The following is a 17,115-nucleotide window of genomic DNA, read 5'->3' on the forward strand; positions in this document are numbered from 1 at the left end:
ATCGATCGAGTCGAAAAACCCCTCTTGATTACCCATAAGCCTCCGCAACCCTGAGATCCCGCTCCGTGCAGGGCATGCAGCAACAGACCGCATTGGCAATGCGATCAGTCATCGCAACCATCGAGAAGCGCCGGTTGAACCGGAAGCAGAAGCCGCCCAGGTAGCGCCTGGCGTACTTGTCGAAATTGAAAGCGTGGAAGGTGCCGTTGAAGCCGGTCTTGAGGTTGCCCAGCACGGTGTTGATCCAACGGAACTGCGGCAAGTCGTTTGGGTGCTTCCCACCGGTGACGATGGCGTGATGGCTGCAGCCTGCCGTGGTCACGGCACGAAAGCAGGCCAGGCCATCGGAGAGCACCTGACTGCCGGGCGCCAGATGGCGCTTGGCCCACTCAGCGATGGCCTCTGAGCTGAAGCCACTCACGGCTGTGATCCTGGCGTGAATCAGCCGGCCCGCCTCATTCAAGGAGACGGCCGCGACGATGGGGATCTTGTTCTCTGAACCCCGACCTGCCTTGCCGCCCGGCAGTTCTCCGCCGAGGTAGGAATCATCGATCTGGACTTTTCCCCGCAGCAGGTAAGCCTCCTCCCGATCAGCCATCGCCCGCAGAATCTTGTGGTGCAGCAGCCAGGCGGTGTCGTAGTTCACGCCCAGGTGGCGGCTGAGCTCCAGCGAGGAGATCCCTGTTTTGGCCTGCCCGATCATGTAAAAGGCCAGAAACCAGGTGGTCAGAGGCAATTTCGTGGCCTGCATGATCGTGCCAGCCGTGAGCGTGGCCTGATGGCCGCAGCTGCGGCACTGATAGCGCTTGAGCCTGCGGCCATAGACCAGCCCATGCTCATGGCCATTGCAGCGGGGACAGCGGAACCCACCGGGCCAGCGCGCCTTCTCCAAAGCAGCCTCACATTGCACCTCGGTGCCGTAGAGCCGCTGGAAGTCAGGCAGTGAAAGGCCTTTCTGGAACTGGATGACGTTGCGCGCCATGACTGAACTGGTATGTGCGTACCAGTCTACGGCCCAGGCTCGCGGTGCGCGGAGCGAGCTGGGTAATCAAGAAACCCCTTGATATCGAGATCCACTACCCAGTCATACTTCCAGCAGCGCTTACGGCAGCTCTCCACGGCCTGGTGGGCCGACTTTCCCGGTCTGTAGCCATAGGAGCCCTGATCAAAGATCGGCTCCAACTGGGGCTCCAGCACCTGCTTGACCACCATCTGAGCAACGCGATCAGCCACCGTGGGAATGCCCAGAGGCCTTGAACCGCCTCCAGACTTGGGAATCTCCACACGCCGAACCGCTGGCGGGAAGTAACTCCCAGATGCCATCCGGTTCCAGAGCTTATAGAGATTATTCTCCAGGTCTTGGGCAAAGTCATCGAGACTCTGGCCATCCACACCAGCCGCCTTCCCGTTCCGCTTCACAAGCTGATAGGCCTTCCAGACCATCGCTTTGGTGATCGGTAGCGACTTGTCCGAACTCACCTCCGTCCTCCTGCCGGGGGCAGTTGTGGAGAGTGTTCGAACCGAATGACGCAGCCCCTTCGCTCCAGGGCCATTACAGCCCCTTCATCACTACTACGAGCTGCTCCGCCCCTGCCATGGGTCTTGGTATTCGCCCTCGTGGTTGTGGCCACTTGAGACTTTCCCTTTACACCCCATGGCAGGTTCCCACGTCCCACACCGAGGCCTGTGATGGACTCATGTCGCCTGTAGCCGAAGGCTTGCGCGAAGCGGTACACCGGCTGCCATGTGGACCGTAAGCAGGTGACGTCCACACTGTTCCGGGTGTCGGCTACCTCCACCCGTTTTGACAGCGACTGAAAGCCTTTTCGTAGCCCTTGGGCTTCCGCGCAGCGGTTGCGTCAGCGGCGATTCGCTTGCGCTCATCTTTCCATCACTCACCTGACGGATCACGTCCGCCTTTTCCCCATCGCTCACCACCGCGCCTTTTGAACGCAGCAGCATGGGGTGGTTTGGAGCCTGCCCCTGCAGGCCGGCTCCGGGAGGCCACACTCCCATCCCTGGTGTAGTTGCGTCAGTGTTCATGATGAACGTTTGACTCGTGGCACAAATAGCCGCAAGGCTTCTCCGGAGGAGTAACTGAGGCAGGGCAGCTTCTTTCCCGACTGGCTCGAACCCCGCCGCCGCGTCGACAAGGCCCTCTACGCCGTGGTGATGGAGGCCTACACCGGTGGTATCTCCACCAGCAAGGTTGATGCCCTGGTGGAGGCGCTGGGCGGCGCCAGCGGCGTCTCCAAATCGGAGGTAAGCCGCATCTGCCAGGGCACAGGTGAGCAGGTGAAAGCCTTTCTGGGTCGGCCGCTGGACCATGCCCATTTCCCCTACGTCTACCTCGATGCGACGTACCTGCACGGCCGCCTTGGCCAGAACATGCAGGTGGTGTCGCGGGCCGTGGTGGTAGCGATTGGTATCAATGTCCTCGGCTACCGCGAGGTGCTGGGGATCGCCGTGGGTGACAGTGAGGCCGAGGGCTTCTGGCGGCAGTTCCTCGGCAGCATCAAGGAGCGTGGCCTGACTGGAACCAGGCTGGTGATCTCAGACGCCCACCTGGGGCTGACGGCAGCGATCAGGCGGATGTTCCAGGGCAGTAGCTGGCGTCGCACCGCGAGGGGCGCTGCATGGCGCAGCTTGTGCCGAAAGCCGGCCAGGACATGGTGGCAGCGGCCATGTAGACGCAGTCGGCCGGAGGCCATAAGCAGTATTCGTCATCCAGGCACCTGAGCAAGTGCGCTCCCACTGGCAGCGGGTCACCGAGATGCTGCGCAAGCAGTTCCCGAAAGCTGTCCCGGTGATGGACGCCGCCCGTGACGACGTGCTGGCGTTCCTGCACTTCCCGCAGGAGCACTGGCGCAAGATCTGGAGCACCAACCCGCTTGAGCGGCTCAACAAGGAGATCAAGCGCCGCACCAACGTTGTCGGGATCTTCCCCAACGACGCTGCGATCGTGCGGTTGGTGGGCAGCCAGCTGCTGGAGCAGCAGGAGGAATGGCAGCTGGAACGCCGGCGCTTTTTCTCTGAAGCCACCATGGCCAAGATCCCGGAGCCGGAAGAGCCGCTGGAGCTCACCGAAGCTGATCCGACCAAGAAGGCGGCAGCAACCATCCGCTGAAGCGCACCAGCTCCTCCCTCGATCTACACAGAACACCTCGATCGCTGAGTTGTCAATTCAGCGATCAGGGTTCATAGTGGATGAGCGGAGCTGCACAATCAGTTTCCAAGCAGTCATCCTCTGACTGCTCCTGTTCACCCTCCAGAAAGGGGCACAGGACCTCCTGAGTTACACCACTCGGAGGGGCGCTTCCCTCCTACCAGCTGCTGGAGCAGGGCCTGGGTCTTGCTGAAACTCAAGGTGAAGGCACTGCCCAGCAGGCCCACCAGGGCACTGAGCCTTGGGCCGTAGTGACTGGCCTCCACATCGGCCGGCAGCGTTGCACAGGTGCTGGTGGAACAGCAGGGGCACACCAAGCGATGCAGGCGATGCTCGATCACCAGCGGGGTGATCGGCGGGATCTCGATCATCTGATGGCGCAAGGGTTCTGGATCAATACCGACCAACAGCTGACCGCAAAAGGACGCGGCAGGCATCGCTGGCGTCCCAAGGCTTGGTGTAAATCCCCCGGCACCCCCACCCCGGCGTAGCCGGGGTGGGCCGCGCACCTCAGGTGGCTGGCCCAGCGGCTGGCGTTGCAAGGGGTGGGCAGGCCCGTTTCCCTGGTTCGAGAACCACCTCAACCAGACGAACCATGCCCAAGACTTACTGTGCCGCACTCGACCTCGCGCCGCTACTGGATGGCAGCACTGCCGGTGAGTTGATCCCCGAGCTGGCCCGTTACGGCCTGCAGCAGCTGATCGAGCTGGAGGTCGCTGCCGTGCTGGGTGCCGACCGCCACGAGCGCACCGAGGAGCGGCTCGGCTATCGCAACGGTTACCGGCCCCGCAGTCTGACCACCCAGGTAGGCGACATCGACCTGCTGATCCCCAAACTGCGGGCTGGCAGCTTCCTGCCCTCGATCCTCGAGCCCCGTCGCCGGGTGGAGCAGGCCCTCTACGGCGTGATCATGGAGGCCTACATCTGTGGGGTCTCCACCCGCAAGGTGGATGCCCTGGTCGCCGCCCTGGGATCCCAGAGCGGTATCTCCAAATCCCAGGTCAGTCGTATCTGCCAGGACATCGACGAGCAGGTTCAGGCGTTTCTGAACCGGCCCCTGCAGGAGTCCGGCTACGCCTACGTCTACCTGGATGCCACCTACCTCCACGGCCGGCTGGGCAAGGCCCTGCAGGTCTGCTCAAGGGCCGTCGTCGTCGCCATGGGGGTCAACGCCGATGGTCGCCGTGAGCTGCTGGGCCTCAAGGTGGGCGACAGCGAGAGCGAGGGCTTCTGGAGTGAGTTCCTCGCCTCGCTCAAAGAGCGCGGCCTGACTGGCGTCAAGCTGGTGATCTCCGAAGCCCACGTGGGCCTCACCAAGGCCATCAGGCGCCAGCTGCAGGGCTGTGTGTGGCAGCGCTGCCGCGTCCACTTCGCCCGCAACCTTCTCCAGCGGGTACCCAAGGCTCACCAGGGCATGGTCACCGCTGCCCTGCGCAGCGTGTTCGCCCAGGAGGATGCCGGAGAGATCCTCAGCCGCTGGGATGACCTGGCCGCCTCGCTGGCGGAGCGCTTCCCCAAGGCCACCGAGCTCATGAACGAGGCCAGAGAGGACGTGCTGGCCTTCCGTCACTTCCCGCAGCCACACTGGAAGAAGGTCTGGAGCACCAACCTGCTGGAGCGGGTCAACGAGGAGATCAAGCGCCGCACCCGCGTCGTCGGCATCTTCCCCAACGACGCGTCGATCACCCGCCTGGTGGGCGCGGTGCTGCTGGAGCAGCACGAGCATTGGCAGCTGGAAGGCCGCCGCATGTTCTCCGCCGAAAGCATGGCTGCCATCCCGGAGCTGGAGGATCTGCCGGCCCTGCTCAGCGCCGCCGCCTGAGAGGTGCAAGACGCAGGCCCCAGGTGATTGAGGTGGCAGCGCCCCCACAGGGCGCAGCGGCCTCGATCGCCGCCCGGGGGCCGGCGCTGTAACCCCTGGGCTGCATAGAAGACTCCTGCCGCTCACAACACAGCCGCGATCAGACGAGAGACTTGACAAGTCAATCGTCTCGTTTCATCGTGGAAGCACGAGGTGCATCTGCACCTCAGGAATGACAGCCCGTCATTCCACCCTGTTCACCCTCTGATCAGGGTATTCGGGCCTCGGGTTTTACACCACGCAACGGCCCAGGCATCAGGGTGGTGATCCACCACCTCATCCACCCGCTCGATCGGCAGCAGTTCCGGGCCACTGCCGGGATGGCCCTGCTGGCCGCCCCGCTTGCGGCCACTGCCCTTGCGCCGCTCTGGCGGCTTAAAACCCAGACCATCATTGGAGGGAGGTTTAGATGAGTTGCGAGAGCTGAGTCCGATCCGCTCACGCAGGTTTGCCAACTCGGTGGCGAAGGAGGAGAGTTGGCCGCGCAACAGCTCGATCTCCTGCAGCTGGGCGTTGATCAGCGCTCTGACGCTGGCGGGAGTTTCCAGCCAGTCGGCTTCTGGAATTCCAGCCGGATGTGCGGTCATCACAGGCGGGTCTCTACCTGAGATACAACCGGAAATCAAGCTGTCGTCAAGGGTTCAGCAGGGCCGATATTCACCGCGAGCTGTCACGCCCCCTGAACGGATACAATATCCCAGGTCAAATTTTATTTTATAATGGCATTCATCTATTCACCAAGTATCAATATTATTCAACGCAAATTACCATTCTCCCGCTTGCACAAAGTCAATCAAGATGCCAGTAAAGTATCAAGTACTAGATAGATTTGAGCTGCCTGCGGATTATTCAAATAGCAGACCAACAATTCGATGGTTTTTTTGGATAGTATTTGGCGATCTGTTGATGTCATCTTGGTTGCCCGGATCGCTTTGGCGCCGCATACTTTTGAGAATATTTGGAGCATCAATTGGCCATGGAGTTTTATTAAAACCTAACATCAAAATTAAATTCCCTTGGCATCTTTGTGTCGGCGAAAATTTGTGGATCGGAGAGAATGTTTGGATTGACAATCTTGCACACGTTGAGATTGGATCAAATGTCTGTATTTCTCAAGGTGTTTATCTATGCACCGGTAATCATAATTTTAAAATAGCATCTTTTCCGTATCGTTTAGGTAGAATTGATATCGAAGACGAGGTTTGGATTTGTGCGATGGTTCGCATTGCTCCGTCAGTTCGCGTAGGAAGAGGTTCCGTTATAGAGTTTGGTTCTGTTGTTTATGATTCTATCCCTTCCGGCATGATTGCAAAAGGAATTCCTGCAGTGCCCATACGGCGTCGAGATATTACTTAGGGCATCTCGGGAAATGTTATGTAGGCTTTTCGAAAGGCTACAAGTATATACTCTGAGCACTTTACTGCATGTTTAATATTGGCCAGCACGGCTCTTGGAAGGCTAGCAGAGAGTTCTAAAGCTTAAAATTAAAACGCCTGTTCTTTAGCGACCTTCCGAATCGATTCTTTGGGAAACAATTGGTCTACTCCTCGAGGAGGGATAAGCTCAAGAGTGAAGAAGCAACTCTAGCCGTAAGAGATTGAATCCATTTGATCTTTTTTAAGGGAACCTCGAAAAATCAAGAATTTCACGCCTACAGAAGCTTGCAAAAAAACGCCTTGCGGCGCCAAAGGGTCTAATAAATTGTACATCAAAATGGCTGAATTGACTCAAGCAGCTTCGTACTAATTATTGCTCATGCGAGTGCAAGCCCACGATCCTTCCTTAGAAGATATCGCAGGAAGTTGAATGTCAGGTTCTTGAGACCCCACCATGCTTTGTTTCTCTCAAGTCCAATCTTTCTAGTCATCTTGCCACCCATAGACATGGTCATGCAGCCAAAAACATGTTCCACACAAGCTCTTATTGCTGATTTAATACGGTTACGCTCTTTGGCTGCGTCGCTTAGCGGGTGATTGCGGCTGCCTTTTTCGTGAATGCAACTTTCAAAACCGCCAAGATTCAGTAGGTCTTCAAAGCGCTCGCCTGCATAGGCAGAATCTGCCCAAACATAATCATCTGTGTTCTCAGGATCGAGAAGCATTGGCAGCATCTGACTGTCATGGATATTGGCCGGTGTCACGGCATAGCGCCTGATAAATCCATGTTCCACGTCGATACAGATATTGTTCTTGTAGCCGTAGTGATTGATGCCGTTCTTTTTAACCCATCGCGCATCCAAATCCTTCTGCTGCAATCGATTTGGGTTTTCGTCCCAGCCTTCAGGCATGCGATTCTCTTTGATCTCCTTGTTGTCTTCTCTGCTATTTCGCTGCCTTAGAAATGGTACTAGCGTTGCATCAATGATCTGACCGCCACGGGCTTCGAGACCTTGGGACCGAAGATATGACTCAAACTTTTCAAATAGCTCTTCGATCACTCCGGCCTTGCGAAGCCTTTCTCGAAAAAAGGCGAGAGTAGTAGCATCGGGAATATCGTTCATTACGCCTAAGCCAACAAACTCTTCAAAAGAACGGCGATCATTTACCTGGAGCTCAGTGTCATCAACCGCAAGCGGAAGGTTACACCTACGCTCAAATTGAAAAGCTGTTGAAGCACCAGCATTTTGAAGAGGATCAGCGGATCAATTCTCCGCCGACCAGCATTGCTTTTGCGCTCTTGCGCATAACCTGTTTCGAGCAGTGGGCGAAATGATTCCCAAGGAATCGATTCGGAGAGTCGCTCAAGAACAGGCTTTTTAGTTTTGAGCTTTGCAACCCTATGCTGCTCGTCCCAGAAGCCTCTTTGGCCCATACCAGGGATGCATGTCCGGCGACAATCAAGTTGACCGGTCGGCGACAAGCTCGTTGGCCGGTGGGGTGAGTGCTGGTGACCCTGGTGCCGATGCGCAGGGACCAGGGGATGCCGGCACCACTGACAAGCCACCAACGCAACCTGTTCATGACGAAACGACGAGGCGGCAGCAGCCAGGAGGCTGCTGCCGCGGCGGCGGGCATCTCAGTGCGCAGTGCTCGCCGGATTGAATGCAATCAGCTGCAGCCGCGGGCGAACCAGCCCCGTGGCCGCACCCGCCCCGATCCGCTGGTGGGGGTATGGGAGGAGGAGCTGGTGCCGTTGCTGCAGCGCTCACCCGCGCTGACGCCGATCACGCTCCTGGAGCATCTGCAGCGGCAGAAACAAGATGTGGACTGGATTCCGCTACGGCGCACCCTGCAGCGCCGGGTGCGGGAGTGGAAGGCAATGCACGGCCCGGCGCCGGAGGTGATCTTCCCTTTGAGTTACGAGCCCGGCGAGATCGCCTTCTGTGACTTCACCCAGCTCAAAGGGGTGGAGGTGACGATCGCAGGTGAGGCATTCCCCCATCTGTTGTTCCATTACCGCCTGGCATGGAGCGGCTGGAGCTACGCGCAGGTGGTGCAGGGCGGCGAGAGTTTTGTGGCCCTCTCCGAGGGTCTGCAGAACGCCCTGGCAGCTTGCGGCGGGGTGCCGGCGGAACTGCGGACCGATCGGTTATCGGCAGCATGTCGCAACCGCAACGGCAGTTTTTCAGCCGACATCACCCCCCGCTATCACGCCCTCTGCAGCCACTACGGCCTGGCCTACAGCCGCAACAACTGTGGCGTGGCGCATGAGAACGGCCGTGTGGAGAGTCCCCATGGCCATCTCAAGCGGCGGATCGAGCAGGCGCTGCTGCTGCGCAGCAGCAGTGATTTCGAGTCGCTGGCTGAATACCAGGCTTTTCTGGCTGCAGTGCTCGAGCAATACAACCGACCGCGTCTGGTCCGGCTGGAGCAAGAGAAATCGGCGCTGCGGCCACTACCGCGGTTTCGTTTTGCCGACTACGACATTGAACAGCTCACGGTGCGACGCACCAGCACGATCGAGGTGCGCAGGGTGGTGTATTCGGTGCCGCCGCGGTTGATCGACCAGCGGCTGACGGTGCGGATCTTCCACGACCGGCTGCAGCTGCTTCTGGGCCGGCAGATCGCCTGCGAACTGGCGCGGCGCCACGGCGGTGTCGAGCGCCATGGGCGGGCATGGAGCATCGATCTGGAACATCTGATCGATGCGCTCAGGCGCAAACCCCGGGCATTGCTGCACTGCAGTTACCAGCGGGAGCTGTTCCCCGATGAGCGCTGGTGGCAGCTGTGGCAGCAGCTGCGCAATGGCGGTGACCGTGACGCCGCCGCCCGATTGATGGTCGAGGCGCTGTATGTGGGCTGCCGCCTGGCGGGCTACGAGCCAGTGCTGGTTTGGCTCGAGAAGGCCCATCAACGGCAGGGGCTGTCGCTGGCGGCGCTGCAGCAACGCTTCCGGCTGCCGCCCCATCGCCCCCACCCGCCGCAACGCATTTCCCAACACACGCTGCAGAGCTATGACGACCTCCTTGCCCTCCATCCCGCGGCCCCAGGCGGCGGAAGCCGCCCTGCCGATCCTGCTGCGACAGCTGCGGTTGGCATGGATCCGCTGCCACTGGCAGAGCATCGCCTCGCAGGCTGAGGGCGAGGGCTGGAGCCCCAGTCAGTTTCTCTATGCCCTGTGCGAGCAGGAAATGGAGCAACGCCAGCAGGCCCGCCAGCACCGGCTGCTGCGCGCGGCCCAGCTGCCCTGGAGCAAAGCGCTGGCGGACTACGACCATGGCGGCCGGATCGAGGCGCACCGATGGCAGGAACTGGAGGCCTTGAGCCGCCAGAGCGAGTGGCTGCAGCGGGGCGAGAACGTGCTGCTGTTCGGCCCCAGCGGTGTGGGCAAGACGCACCTGGCGGTCGGCATCGCCTTGGCGCAGATCGGCCTGGATCAGGCCTGCCGCTTCTATCCCGCCACGAGCCTGGTGCAGGAGCTGCAGAAGGCCCGCGCCGAATACAACCTGCCGGCAGCGCTGGAGCGGCTGGATCGCTACCCGCTGCTGCTGATCGATGACATTGGCTATGTGCGGCGGGATGAACAGGAGAGCAGCGTGCTGTTTGAGCTGATCTGCCACCGCTACGAGCGCCGATCGCTGCTGATCACCGCCAATCAGCCGTTCACCGCCTGGGATGAGATCTTCCCCAGCAGCTCAATGACCGTGGCGGCGGTGGACCGGCTGGTGCACCACTGCCACATCGTCGAGATCAGCGGCGACAGCCACCGCCGCGCCCAAGCAAGCCGGCGCAGCGGCAGCAAATAGCCACAGCAGCCGTAGAGAAGCGGAGAACAGCCCGGGAGATTGTCGTCCGGCGACAACCTGGTGCCGATGGTGCCAGACCCCGGCGGGGAGCTCCGCGCTGCCGGCGGACTGTGCGGTCCGCCGGCTCGTGCGCTCCAGGGCAAGGCTCAGCAGAGGTCTCGGCGCCTAACCGGCCAACGTGGTTGTCGCCTGGTGCCGATCAGAGGAAGTCAGTGCTGGCAATGGCTCGGACTGATGTGTGGCTCAGTTTTCGTGTCGCCTCCAGCGTCATCGCCCCCCAGTTGTCGCCGGCGACAACTGGGGGGCGATCAGTTCCCCTCACCGGCCAACTTGATTGACGCCAATCGGCCAAGGGGGTTGACGCGGGACAGATGCAATTAACTATCCAAATTATAAGCTATAGTCGCCTCGACGCAAGGGCTGATCGTATTTTTCGAGGTGCCCAAGAGAAAATTACAATATTAATCGCTACTCTTGCCGGTCTAGCAGCTATTTCTTTTGTTGGAAAACAGTGCTTCAAGCCATGGGGAGAGGCAATAAGTTGGCTTGGCGCTTCTTGATTACCCAGCTCGCTCCGCGCACCGCGAGCCTGGGCCGTAGACTGGTACGCACATACCAGTTCAGTCATGGCGCGCAACGTCATCCAGTTCCAGAAAGGCCTTTCACTGCCTGACTTCCAGCGGCTCTACGGCACCGAGGTGCAATGTGAGGCTGCTTTGGAGAAGGCGCGCTGGCCCGGTGGGTTCCGCTGTCCCCGCTGCAATGGCCATGAGCATGGGCTGGTCTATGGCCGCAGGCTCAAGCGCTATCAGTGCCGCAGCTGCGGCCATCAGGCCACGCTCACGGCTGGCACGATCATGCAGGCCACGAAATTGCCTCTGACCACCTGGTTTCTGGCCTTTTACATGATCGGGCAGGCCAAAACAGGGATCTCCTCGCTGGAGCTCAGCCGCCACCTGGGCGTGAACTACGACACCGCCTGGCTGCTGCACCACAAGATTCTGCGGGCGATGGCTGATCGGGAGGAGGCTTACCTGCTGCGGGGAAAAGTCCAGATCGATGATTCCTACCTCGGCGGAGAACTGCCGGGCGGCAAGGCAGGTCGGGGTTCAGAGAACAAGATCCCCATCGTCGCGGCCGTCTCCTTGAATGAGGCGGGCCGGCTGATTCACGCCAGGATCACAGCCGTGAGTGGCTTCAGCTCAGAGGCCATCGCTGAGTGGGCCAAGCGCCATCTGGCGCCCGGCAGTCAGGTGCTCTCCGATGGCCTGGCCTGCTTTCGTGCCGTGACCACGGCAGGCTGCAGCCATCACGCCATCGTCACCGGTGGGAAGCACCCAAACGACTTGCCGCAGTTCCGTTGGATCAACACCGTGCTGGGCAACCTCAAGACCGGCTTCAACGGCACCTTCCACGCTTTCAATTTCGACAAGTACGCCAGGCGCTACCTGGGCGGCTTCTGCTTCCGGTTCAACCGGCGCTTCTCGATGGTTGCGATGACTGATCGCATTGCCAATGCGGTCTGTTGCTGCATGCCCTGCACGGAGCGGGATCTCAGGGTTGCGGAGGCTTATGGGTAATCAAGTGGCGCTTTTGCGCCGCTTACAATCAGGGGGCTTGATCTATGCTTGAGGACAGGCCAATTTTCAGCAATATGCGTAGGCTTTCTCGCCCTGCAATGGCTACTACTTAAGGGCAAAAAGCCCTATTTAGCGGGCTTATGCTGGGCGTTGGCGATGATTAAACCTCAAATAGCCGTCACATTTGCCATACTATTTATTGCCAAGCCTCATCGCAAAGGGGTATTGCTCGGAATTGGCATTTTGATCGGACTAAGCGTTATTGCACTGTGGCATACTAGCACTCCACCAGTGGAATTCCTCAAAAGCTGGCTATCAACTCTATCAAATTTCACAAACACGGGGTCTCCAAATATAACCGGATTACTGTTGCTTTCGAACAATAGCCTTATGGAATACGTACTAATCGCTTCGGTCGCTGCCTTTGCAGCAATGATTAGCGTTTTTTACGTGAACAGACGTAGATCAGAAGCCGCCACCATGGCCTGGGCTCAACTGACAAATGCTAGCCTTTCGATGGAGCTTTCTGGGATAAGCTCCATCTTGGGAGCATTATTATTCTATCATCACATATACGACAACATTATGCTATATCCAGCCCTAATATGTTGCTGGCTAATTAGCGCTCAGCGCCCAATGCTAGGCAATGTTGCACTTTCACTTTTGATAACTCTAAGCTTGTCTACGCCCTACAGGTTTTTAACCTGGCTTCCATCCAATCAAGCATTTCAGCCCTCCGTTTGGCTACTTATTGGGATGTTTTTACTATTTCGAATCCTTAATGGCAAAGCATATTCGCCAGTATTGGCGAAATGATCACAGCCCAATAGGTGCCAGGGAGGCAAATTAATCACCCCTCCATGCGCCACACCTGATCGGCTGGGGTCCAATCGCTGAGCTCGCCAGGCTGGAACCAGAGACCGATCTCGAATTCGGCGGTTTCGGGGGCGTCGGAGCCGTGGATCACATTGCGGCCGATGTTGACGGCCAGATCACCGCGGATCGTGCCGGGCTCGGCCTCCAGGGGCTTGGTGGCGCCTATCAATGTGCGGGCGCTGGCGATGACGCCGTCGCCTTCCCACACCATGGCCACCACCGGGCCGGAGGTGATGAAGGCCACCAGGCCGGCGAAGAAGGGGCGCTCGCGGTGCACGCCGTAGTGGCTCTCGGCCAGCTCGCGGCTGGGGGTGAGCTGCTTGAGCCCCACCAGCTTGAAGCCCTTGCGCTCAAAGCGCCCCAAGATCTCCCCCACCAGGCCGCGCTGAACGCCGTCGGGCTTGATGGCAATGAAGGAGCGTTCGGCGGCCATGAAGGTCAAAACAACTAGCTAGCCCATCGTGAGCGCCGGCCCCGCCGCTTGGCAAGCACGCCAAAAGGCACTGGCCATTAGGGGCCGGCGTGCTGTGGGCCATTCAGGGGCCGCCATGCTCCGCCCAGAACTCCCCGGGGGTGCGAATGGGGTAGCGATCCCGCAAGGCAAGTAGGGCTTTGTCGCCCGTCACCAGGGCCTGGGCCGAGCCGAGCCGCAGAGCCGCCACCAGGGTGCCGAGCACCGGCAGGTCGTTGCGATCCGTCAGGTCGCTCTCCGCTACAACCTCCGGCTCCACCAGGTCGGCCAAAATCGCCAGGGAGTCGATCAAATCATCGATGGCAGGAAGCGTCAGTCCATGACGGTGGACCAACCTTGGCTGGGTGCGGCGCAGCTCAGCAAGGATGAAATCCGACAGCACCAGATCCAGCGCCCCGAAGCGCCAGGCAGCGATCAGCCGGCCAGGGATACTGGCCGGGTAAGCGAGGCCGGAGAGCAGCACGTTGGTGTCGAGCACCACGCCCAGGCCGGCCATTGTCAGCGCCCGCCGCGGCTGGCCGCGACGGCAACATCAATCTCCGCCAGTCCCTCCGCTTCCGGCACTTCGGCATAGCCCGCTTCGATGCGCTCACACAGGCCGTCAAAACGGGCCTGCAGGCGACGGATCCGCTCAAAAAGACGGGCATCCACCAGGGCCGCTACGGGTTTGCCATCGCGCTTGATCACGATGCTGTCGTGGCGGTATTGCACCTGATTGAGCATGTCGCCGAGGTTTTGGCGGAAGCTCACGGCACTGGCTTCGCTGATCATGACAACACGTGAGAGCAATACGGTTAGTATGGTCAGCATGATCGGCCCTGGCAAGCGGCGAGACCGTTCATGGCGTCGTTGCCGCGGCAGCTCGATGTGTAACGGCATGGTCAGAGCACTCGCCACCACGGCGCCGCCAGCACATCGGGGGTGAGCCATTCGACGCTGCTGCCGGTGTGCAGCAGGAGGTTTTCGAGATGGGGACCTTGCGGTTCCGATCCGGCCAGATGCAGAGCGATGCCGGTGTCGCCCCAGTACAGCTTTGGCGCCTTGATCAGCCGCTTGGTGCGATTCACCGCATAGGCCGGCAGGCGCACCAGCAGGTAAGAAGTTTCCAGCAGGTTCAGCCAGCGGTGCACCGTGGGTTGCGGCAGCGCCACGTCGCGCCCCAGCTCGGTCTGGTTGAGGAGCTGCCCCAGGCGCAGGCAGGCCGCCTGCATCAGCCGGCGGAAATCCGGCAGTGAGCTGATCGTGGCGAGGTCCTGCAGGTCGCGCTCGAGATAGGTGCGCACGTAGCCGTCAAACCAGATGGCGCGCTCAGCCGGTCTGGCCAGCTCGAGGGCCGGTGTGGGAAAGCCGCCCCGATACGCCAGTGCACACCAGTCCTCCTCGTGCCCGTCCCCGGCGGCGAGCAGGTCGCGCCATCCTTCATCGGGCGTGTCGAGCAGCTCCTCCCAGCGGCCGGCGAGCGATTCGGAAACATGCCGCATCAGGAGCAGATTCGCCGAACCGGTTAGCAGGAAGCGACCAGCGCTGCGGTTCCGGTCGAAGGCCCGCTTCACGGCGCTGAGCAAACCTGGCTCGCGCTGCACCTCGTCGAGTGTTATCGGCCCATGGCCTCCCACCAGCGCCTCTGGATCGCGCCTGGCGGCATCGAGCACGTCGAAGTCGTCGAGCGTGCGCTAGAGCCGTTCACCTTGAACGAGCTGTTCGACCAGGGTGCTCTTACCGGTCTGCCGCGCAGCCGTGACGACCACCGCCGGCATCACCGCCAACCGATCGGCGAGGGCGCCGCTGAGCAGACGGGGAAGAGAATTCACGCAGTGGATGGATTTCATTCATTACATGAATGATAAGTGTGCGGCCGGGGGCCACTCCGCAAGGCAGTTTCCCGATAGCTGCAGCGCTCCTATCTCCCTGGGCTGCAACAGTCGGGAGTTGCTGATCGCCCTGCGGCGCGGAGGGATCTGCGGCCACCACTGACTAGATTCCAGCCACGCAACCCGCCACAACCCAGGGCCCGATGGTGCTCGCCAATTCCACCGGCACCTGGACTGCAGCCGACGGCGCCGCCCTCTACGGCCTCGATCGCTGGGGCGATCCCTATTTTTCGGTGAACGATCGCGGCCACGTGATCGTGCAGCCCAGGGGAGAGCGGGGCGGCTCCCTCGACCTGGTGGATCTGGTGGAGGAGCTTCAGGGCCGCGACCTATCGCTGCCCCTACTGATCCGCTTCGACGACATCCTCGAAGACCGGCTGGAGCGCCTGCATGGCGCCTTCGAGCGCGCCATCGCCCAATACAGCTACGGAGGCCGCTACCAGGGCGTGTTTCCGGTCAAGTGCAACCAGCAGCGCCACGTGGTGGAGCAGCTGGTGGAGAGCGGCCGGCGCTGGCACTTCGGGCTCGAAGCAGGCAGCAAGGCCGAGCTGCTGATTGCCCTCTCCCTGCTCGACGACCCCGACGCCCTGCTGATCTGCAACGGGTACAAAGACAGCCGCTACATCGAGACGGCGATCCTGGCCCGGCGCCTCGGCCGTCAGCCGGTGGTGGTGATCGAGCAGGCCGATGAGGTGGCGCGGATCATCGCCGCCAGCCGGGAGCTTGGCGCCGCTCCCCTGATCGGCATCCGCGCCAAGCTCTCGGCCCGCAGCACTGGCCGCTGGGGCAGCTCGGTGGGGGAGCGGGCCAAATTCGGCCTGTCGGTGCCCGACTTGCTGGCCACGGTGGAAGCCCTGCGGGCCGCCGACCTGCTCGGCGAGCTGCGCCTGCTGCACTTCCACGTCGGCAGCCAGATCAACGACATCGCCGTGCTCAAGGACGCCCTGCAGGAGGCGGGCCAGATCTACGGCGAGCTCACCCGCCTGGGGGCGCCCATGGGCTACCTCGACGTGGGTGGGGGCCTGGGCATCGACTACGACGGCAGCCGCACCGCCAGCGCCGCCTCCACCAACTACTCGCTGCAGAACTACGCCAACGACGTGGTGGCCACGGTGAAGGAGTGCTGCCAGCCCCACGGCATCGCCGTGCCCACCCTGGTGAGCGAGAGCGGCCGGGCGATCGCCAGCCACTTCTCCGTGCTGGTGTTTGACGTGCTCGGCGCCGGCGGCCAGCCGGGAGTGGTGCCGCCAGCCCAGGCGGGAGAAGCCCTTATCCTGCGCAACCTACGCGACACCCACGCCGGCATCACGGCACCGGGTGGGGGCCCAGACGCCCTTCAAGAGGCCTGGAACGACGCCCTCAAGTTCAAGGAGGACGCCCTAGCCGCCTTCCGCCTGGGTTACCTCAGCCTGCCGGAGCGGGGCCTGGCCGAGCAGCTCACCTGGGCCTGCTGCCAGGCGATCGCCACCCGCCTGGGCTCGCTCCCCACCGGCACCGCCATCCCCCAGGAGCTGCAGGCCCTGCCAGCCGCCCTGGCCGCCACCTACTACGCCAACCTCTCGGTGTTCCGCTCGGCCCCCGACACCTGGGCCATCGACCAGCTGTTTCCGGTGCTGCCGATCCAACGGCTCAACGAACGGCCTCAAAGGCTGGGCAACTTTGCCGACCTCACCTGCGATTCGGACGGCAAAATCGCTCGCTTCATCGATCCGGACGGGCGCTCCGGGAGGGGTCAGGTAAAACCGCTGCTGGAGCTGCACGGCCTACGGCCCGGTGAGCCCTATTGGATCGGCCTGTTTCTGGGCGGCGCCTACCAGGAAGTGATGGGCAACCTGCACAACCTATTCGGCAGCACCAACGCCGTTCACCTGCGGCTCAAGGCCAGCGGCGGCTACCAAATCGACCACGTGGTGCGTGGTAACACCAACGCCGATGTGCTGGAGGCCATGGAGCACGACCCCCAGCTGCTGCTCGAGCGGCTACGGATCGCCAGCGAGGCAGCGATCGGTCGGGGCCAACTGGGAATCAGCGACGCCCGCCGCCTGATGGCCCACCTGGAGGCCAGCCTGCGCCAAACCACCTATTTACAGCCCTGGGCTTGAAC

The 17,115-nt window shown here is 61.1% G+C and carries 22 protein-coding genes; 11 read left to right on the forward strand and 11 right to left on the reverse strand.

Features of this window, described 5'->3' with window-relative positions; translation table 11 throughout:
• Nucleotides 1–28 precede the first annotated feature (28 nt).
• On the reverse strand, nt 29–982 hold the full coding sequence (locus H8F27_RS06225) for an IS1595 family transposase (protein ID WP_197147974.1): 954 nt from the start codon (nt 980–982) through the stop codon (nt 29–31).
• Nucleotides 983–1,008: 26 nt separating this feature from the next.
• Nucleotides 1,009–1,479: a reverse transcriptase domain-containing protein gene (locus H8F27_RS06230; protein WP_197152243.1), complete on the reverse strand. Its 471-nt coding sequence runs from the start codon at nt 1,477–1,479 to the stop codon at nt 1,009–1,011.
• Between the two features lie 618 nt (nt 1,480–2,097).
• On the opposite strand from H8F27_RS06230, the gene H8F27_RS17980 reads away from it, so the two are divergent.
• Nucleotides 2,098–2,739 (forward strand): transposase, encoded by a 642-nt coding sequence (locus H8F27_RS17980; protein ID WP_197153402.1) that lies wholly within the window; start codon nt 2,098–2,100, stop codon nt 2,737–2,739.
• Nucleotides 2,740–2,743: 4 nt separating this feature from the next.
• The gene (locus H8F27_RS17985) at nt 2,744–3,127 is read left to right on the forward strand and encodes a transposase (protein ID WP_197152245.1); all 384 of its coding nucleotides are present in this window, start codon (nt 2,744–2,746) and stop codon (nt 3,125–3,127) included.
• Nucleotides 3,128–3,261: 134 nt separating this feature from the next.
• On the opposite strand, the gene H8F27_RS18230 is transcribed toward H8F27_RS17985, so the two are convergent.
• Entirely contained in the window at nt 3,262–3,603 is a 342-nt protein-coding gene (locus tag H8F27_RS18230) for an IS66 family transposase zinc-finger binding domain-containing protein (RefSeq protein ID WP_197152247.1), read from the reverse strand.
• 158 nt (nt 3,604–3,761) lie between these two features.
• Here H8F27_RS18230 and H8F27_RS06250 point away from each other — a divergent pair, with 158 nt between their 5' ends.
• Nucleotides 3,762–4,988, forward strand: coding sequence for an IS256 family transposase (locus H8F27_RS06250; protein WP_197152249.1), 1,227 nt, complete (start codon nt 3,762–3,764; stop codon nt 4,986–4,988).
• 236 nt (nt 4,989–5,224) lie between these two features.
• Here H8F27_RS06250 and H8F27_RS06255 read toward each other — a convergent pair whose 3' ends face one another.
• Complete coding sequence (locus H8F27_RS06255; protein ID WP_197152251.1) at nt 5,225–5,614, reverse strand: DUF6444 domain-containing protein; 390 nt, start codon at nt 5,612–5,614, stop codon at nt 5,225–5,227.
• Nucleotides 5,615–5,825: 211 nt separating this feature from the next.
• On the opposite strand from H8F27_RS06255, the gene H8F27_RS06260 reads away from it, so the two are divergent.
• Nucleotides 5,826–6,383: a WcaF family extracellular polysaccharide biosynthesis acetyltransferase gene (locus tag H8F27_RS06260; RefSeq protein ID WP_197152253.1), complete on the forward strand. Its 558-nt coding sequence runs from the start codon at nt 5,826–5,828 to the stop codon at nt 6,381–6,383.
• A gap of 397 nt (nt 6,384–6,780) precedes the next feature.
• On the opposite strand, the gene H8F27_RS06265 is transcribed toward H8F27_RS06260, so the two are convergent.
• Together H8F27_RS06265 and H8F27_RS17505 are read right to left on the reverse strand one after the other, a co-directional pair.
• Nucleotides 6,781–7,527, reverse strand: a complete 747-nt coding sequence (locus H8F27_RS06265) for an IS5 family transposase (RefSeq protein WP_231596552.1) — start codon at nt 7,525–7,527, stop codon at nt 6,781–6,783.
• Between the two features lie 41 nt (nt 7,528–7,568).
• Entirely contained in the window at nt 7,569–7,838 is a 270-nt protein-coding gene (locus tag H8F27_RS17505) for a hypothetical protein (RefSeq protein WP_231596553.1), read from the reverse strand.
• Nucleotides 7,839–7,907: 69 nt separating this feature from the next.
• Here H8F27_RS17505 and istA point away from each other — a divergent pair, with 69 nt between their 5' ends.
• The 5 genes from istA to H8F27_RS18235 all read left to right on the forward strand — a co-directional run bounded on the left by istA (nt 7,908) and on the right by H8F27_RS18235 (nt 12,608).
• Nucleotides 7,908–9,545 (forward strand): IS21 family transposase, encoded by a 1,638-nt coding sequence (gene istA, locus H8F27_RS17510; RefSeq protein WP_231596554.1) that lies wholly within the window; start codon nt 7,908–7,910, stop codon nt 9,543–9,545.
• The gene (gene istB / locus H8F27_RS06270; protein WP_231596186.1) at nt 9,499–10,212 is read left to right on the forward strand and encodes an IS21-like element helper ATPase IstB; all 714 of its coding nucleotides are present in this window, start codon (nt 9,499–9,501) and stop codon (nt 10,210–10,212) included. Before istA ends, istB begins: the two co-directional genes overlap by 47 nt.
• 371 nt (nt 10,213–10,583) lie before the next feature.
• The gene (locus tag H8F27_RS17515; protein WP_231596555.1) at nt 10,584–10,772 is read left to right on the forward strand and encodes a hypothetical protein; all 189 of its coding nucleotides are present in this window, start codon (nt 10,584–10,586) and stop codon (nt 10,770–10,772) included.
• A gap of 66 nt (nt 10,773–10,838) precedes the next feature.
• On the forward strand, nt 10,839–11,792 hold the full coding sequence (locus tag H8F27_RS06275) for an IS1595 family transposase (RefSeq protein WP_197147974.1): 954 nt from the start codon (nt 10,839–10,841) through the stop codon (nt 11,790–11,792).
• A 48-nt stretch (nt 11,793–11,840) separates the two neighbouring features.
• Nucleotides 11,841–12,608, forward strand: a complete 768-nt coding sequence (locus H8F27_RS18235; protein WP_197152255.1) for a glycosyltransferase 87 family protein — start codon at nt 11,841–11,843, stop codon at nt 12,606–12,608.
• A gap of 34 nt (nt 12,609–12,642) precedes the next feature.
• Here the strand turns inward: H8F27_RS18235 and ndk are convergent, their stop codons facing one another.
• The 5 genes from ndk to H8F27_RS06305 all read right to left on the reverse strand — a co-directional run bounded on the left by ndk (nt 12,643) and on the right by H8F27_RS06305 (nt 14,951).
• Nucleotides 12,643–13,101, reverse strand: coding sequence for a nucleoside-diphosphate kinase (ndk, locus tag H8F27_RS06285; protein WP_197152257.1), 459 nt, complete (start codon nt 13,099–13,101; stop codon nt 12,643–12,645).
• Between the two features lie 103 nt (nt 13,102–13,204).
• Nucleotides 13,205–13,636: a putative toxin-antitoxin system toxin component, PIN family gene (locus H8F27_RS06290; RefSeq protein WP_197152259.1), complete on the reverse strand. Its 432-nt coding sequence runs from the start codon at nt 13,634–13,636 to the stop codon at nt 13,205–13,207.
• A 2-nt stretch (nt 13,637–13,638) separates the two neighbouring features.
• Nucleotides 13,639–13,911 (reverse strand): type II toxin-antitoxin system Phd/YefM family antitoxin, encoded by a 273-nt coding sequence (locus H8F27_RS06295; RefSeq protein WP_197152260.1) that lies wholly within the window; start codon nt 13,909–13,911, stop codon nt 13,639–13,641.
• 110 nt (nt 13,912–14,021) lie between these two features.
• Complete coding sequence (locus H8F27_RS06300; protein WP_197152262.1) at nt 14,022–14,792, reverse strand: ATP-binding protein; 771 nt, start codon at nt 14,790–14,792, stop codon at nt 14,022–14,024.
• 21 nt (nt 14,793–14,813) lie between these two features.
• Nucleotides 14,814–14,951, reverse strand: coding sequence for a hypothetical protein (locus H8F27_RS06305; RefSeq protein WP_197152264.1), 138 nt, complete (start codon nt 14,949–14,951; stop codon nt 14,814–14,816).
• A gap of 7 nt (nt 14,952–14,958) precedes the next feature.
• On the opposite strand from H8F27_RS06305, the gene H8F27_RS06310 reads away from it, so the two are divergent.
• Both H8F27_RS06310 and speA read left to right on the forward strand, forming a co-directional pair.
• Complete coding sequence (locus H8F27_RS06310; RefSeq protein WP_197152266.1) at nt 14,959–15,114, forward strand: hypothetical protein; 156 nt, start codon at nt 14,959–14,961, stop codon at nt 15,112–15,114.
• 40 nt (nt 15,115–15,154) lie between these two features.
• Complete coding sequence (gene speA / locus H8F27_RS06315; protein ID WP_197152274.1) at nt 15,155–17,113, forward strand: biosynthetic arginine decarboxylase; 1,959 nt, start codon at nt 15,155–15,157, stop codon at nt 17,111–17,113.
• Nucleotides 17,114–17,115: the final 2 nt, after the last annotated feature.

This window comes from Synechococcus sp. CBW1108 (genome assembly GCF_015840335.1).
In the GTDB taxonomy this organism is placed as follows: Bacteria; Cyanobacteriota; Cyanobacteriia; order PCC-6307; family Cyanobiaceae; genus Cyanobium_A.

Bases quoted from the DNA above. Each gene is read 5' to 3' on its own strand.
- H8F27_RS06225 (WP_197147974.1), bottom strand. From the start codon at position 982: ATGGCGCGCAACGTCATCCAGTTCCAGAAAGGCCTTTCACTGCCTGAC.
- H8F27_RS18230 (WP_197152247.1), bottom strand. From the start codon at position 3,603: ATGCCTGCCGCGTCCTTTTGCGGTCAGCTGTTGGTCGGTATTGATCCA.
- H8F27_RS06250 (WP_197152249.1), top strand. From the start codon at position 3,762: ATGCCCAAGACTTACTGTGCCGCACTCGACCTCGCGCCGCTACTGGAT.
- H8F27_RS06255 (WP_197152251.1), bottom strand. From the start codon at position 5,614: ATGACCGCACATCCGGCTGGAATTCCAGAAGCCGACTGGCTGGAAACT.
- H8F27_RS06260 (WP_197152253.1), top strand. From the start codon at position 5,826: ATGCCAGTAAAGTATCAAGTACTAGATAGATTTGAGCTGCCTGCGGAT.
- H8F27_RS06265 (WP_231596552.1), bottom strand. From the start codon at position 7,527: ATGAACGATATTCCCGATGCTACTACTCTCGCCTTTTTTCGAGAAAGG.
- H8F27_RS17505 (WP_231596553.1), bottom strand. From the start codon at position 7,838: ATGGGCCAAAGAGGCTTCTGGGACGAGCAGCATAGGGTTGCAAAGCTC.
- H8F27_RS17515 (WP_231596555.1), top strand. From the start codon at position 10,584: ATGCAATTAACTATCCAAATTATAAGCTATAGTCGCCTCGACGCAAGG.
- H8F27_RS06275 (WP_197147974.1), top strand. From the start codon at position 10,839: ATGGCGCGCAACGTCATCCAGTTCCAGAAAGGCCTTTCACTGCCTGAC.
- ndk (WP_197152257.1), bottom strand. From the start codon at position 13,101: ATGGCCGCCGAACGCTCCTTCATTGCCATCAAGCCCGACGGCGTTCAG.
- H8F27_RS06290 (WP_197152259.1), bottom strand. From the start codon at position 13,636: ATGGCCGGCCTGGGCGTGGTGCTCGACACCAACGTGCTGCTCTCCGGC.
- H8F27_RS06295 (WP_197152260.1), bottom strand. From the start codon at position 13,911: ATGATCAGCGAAGCCAGTGCCGTGAGCTTCCGCCAAAACCTCGGCGAC.
- H8F27_RS06310 (WP_197152266.1), top strand. From the start codon at position 14,959: ATGGATTTCATTCATTACATGAATGATAAGTGTGCGGCCGGGGGCCAC.
- speA (WP_197152274.1), top strand. From the start codon at position 15,155: ATGGTGCTCGCCAATTCCACCGGCACCTGGACTGCAGCCGACGGCGCC.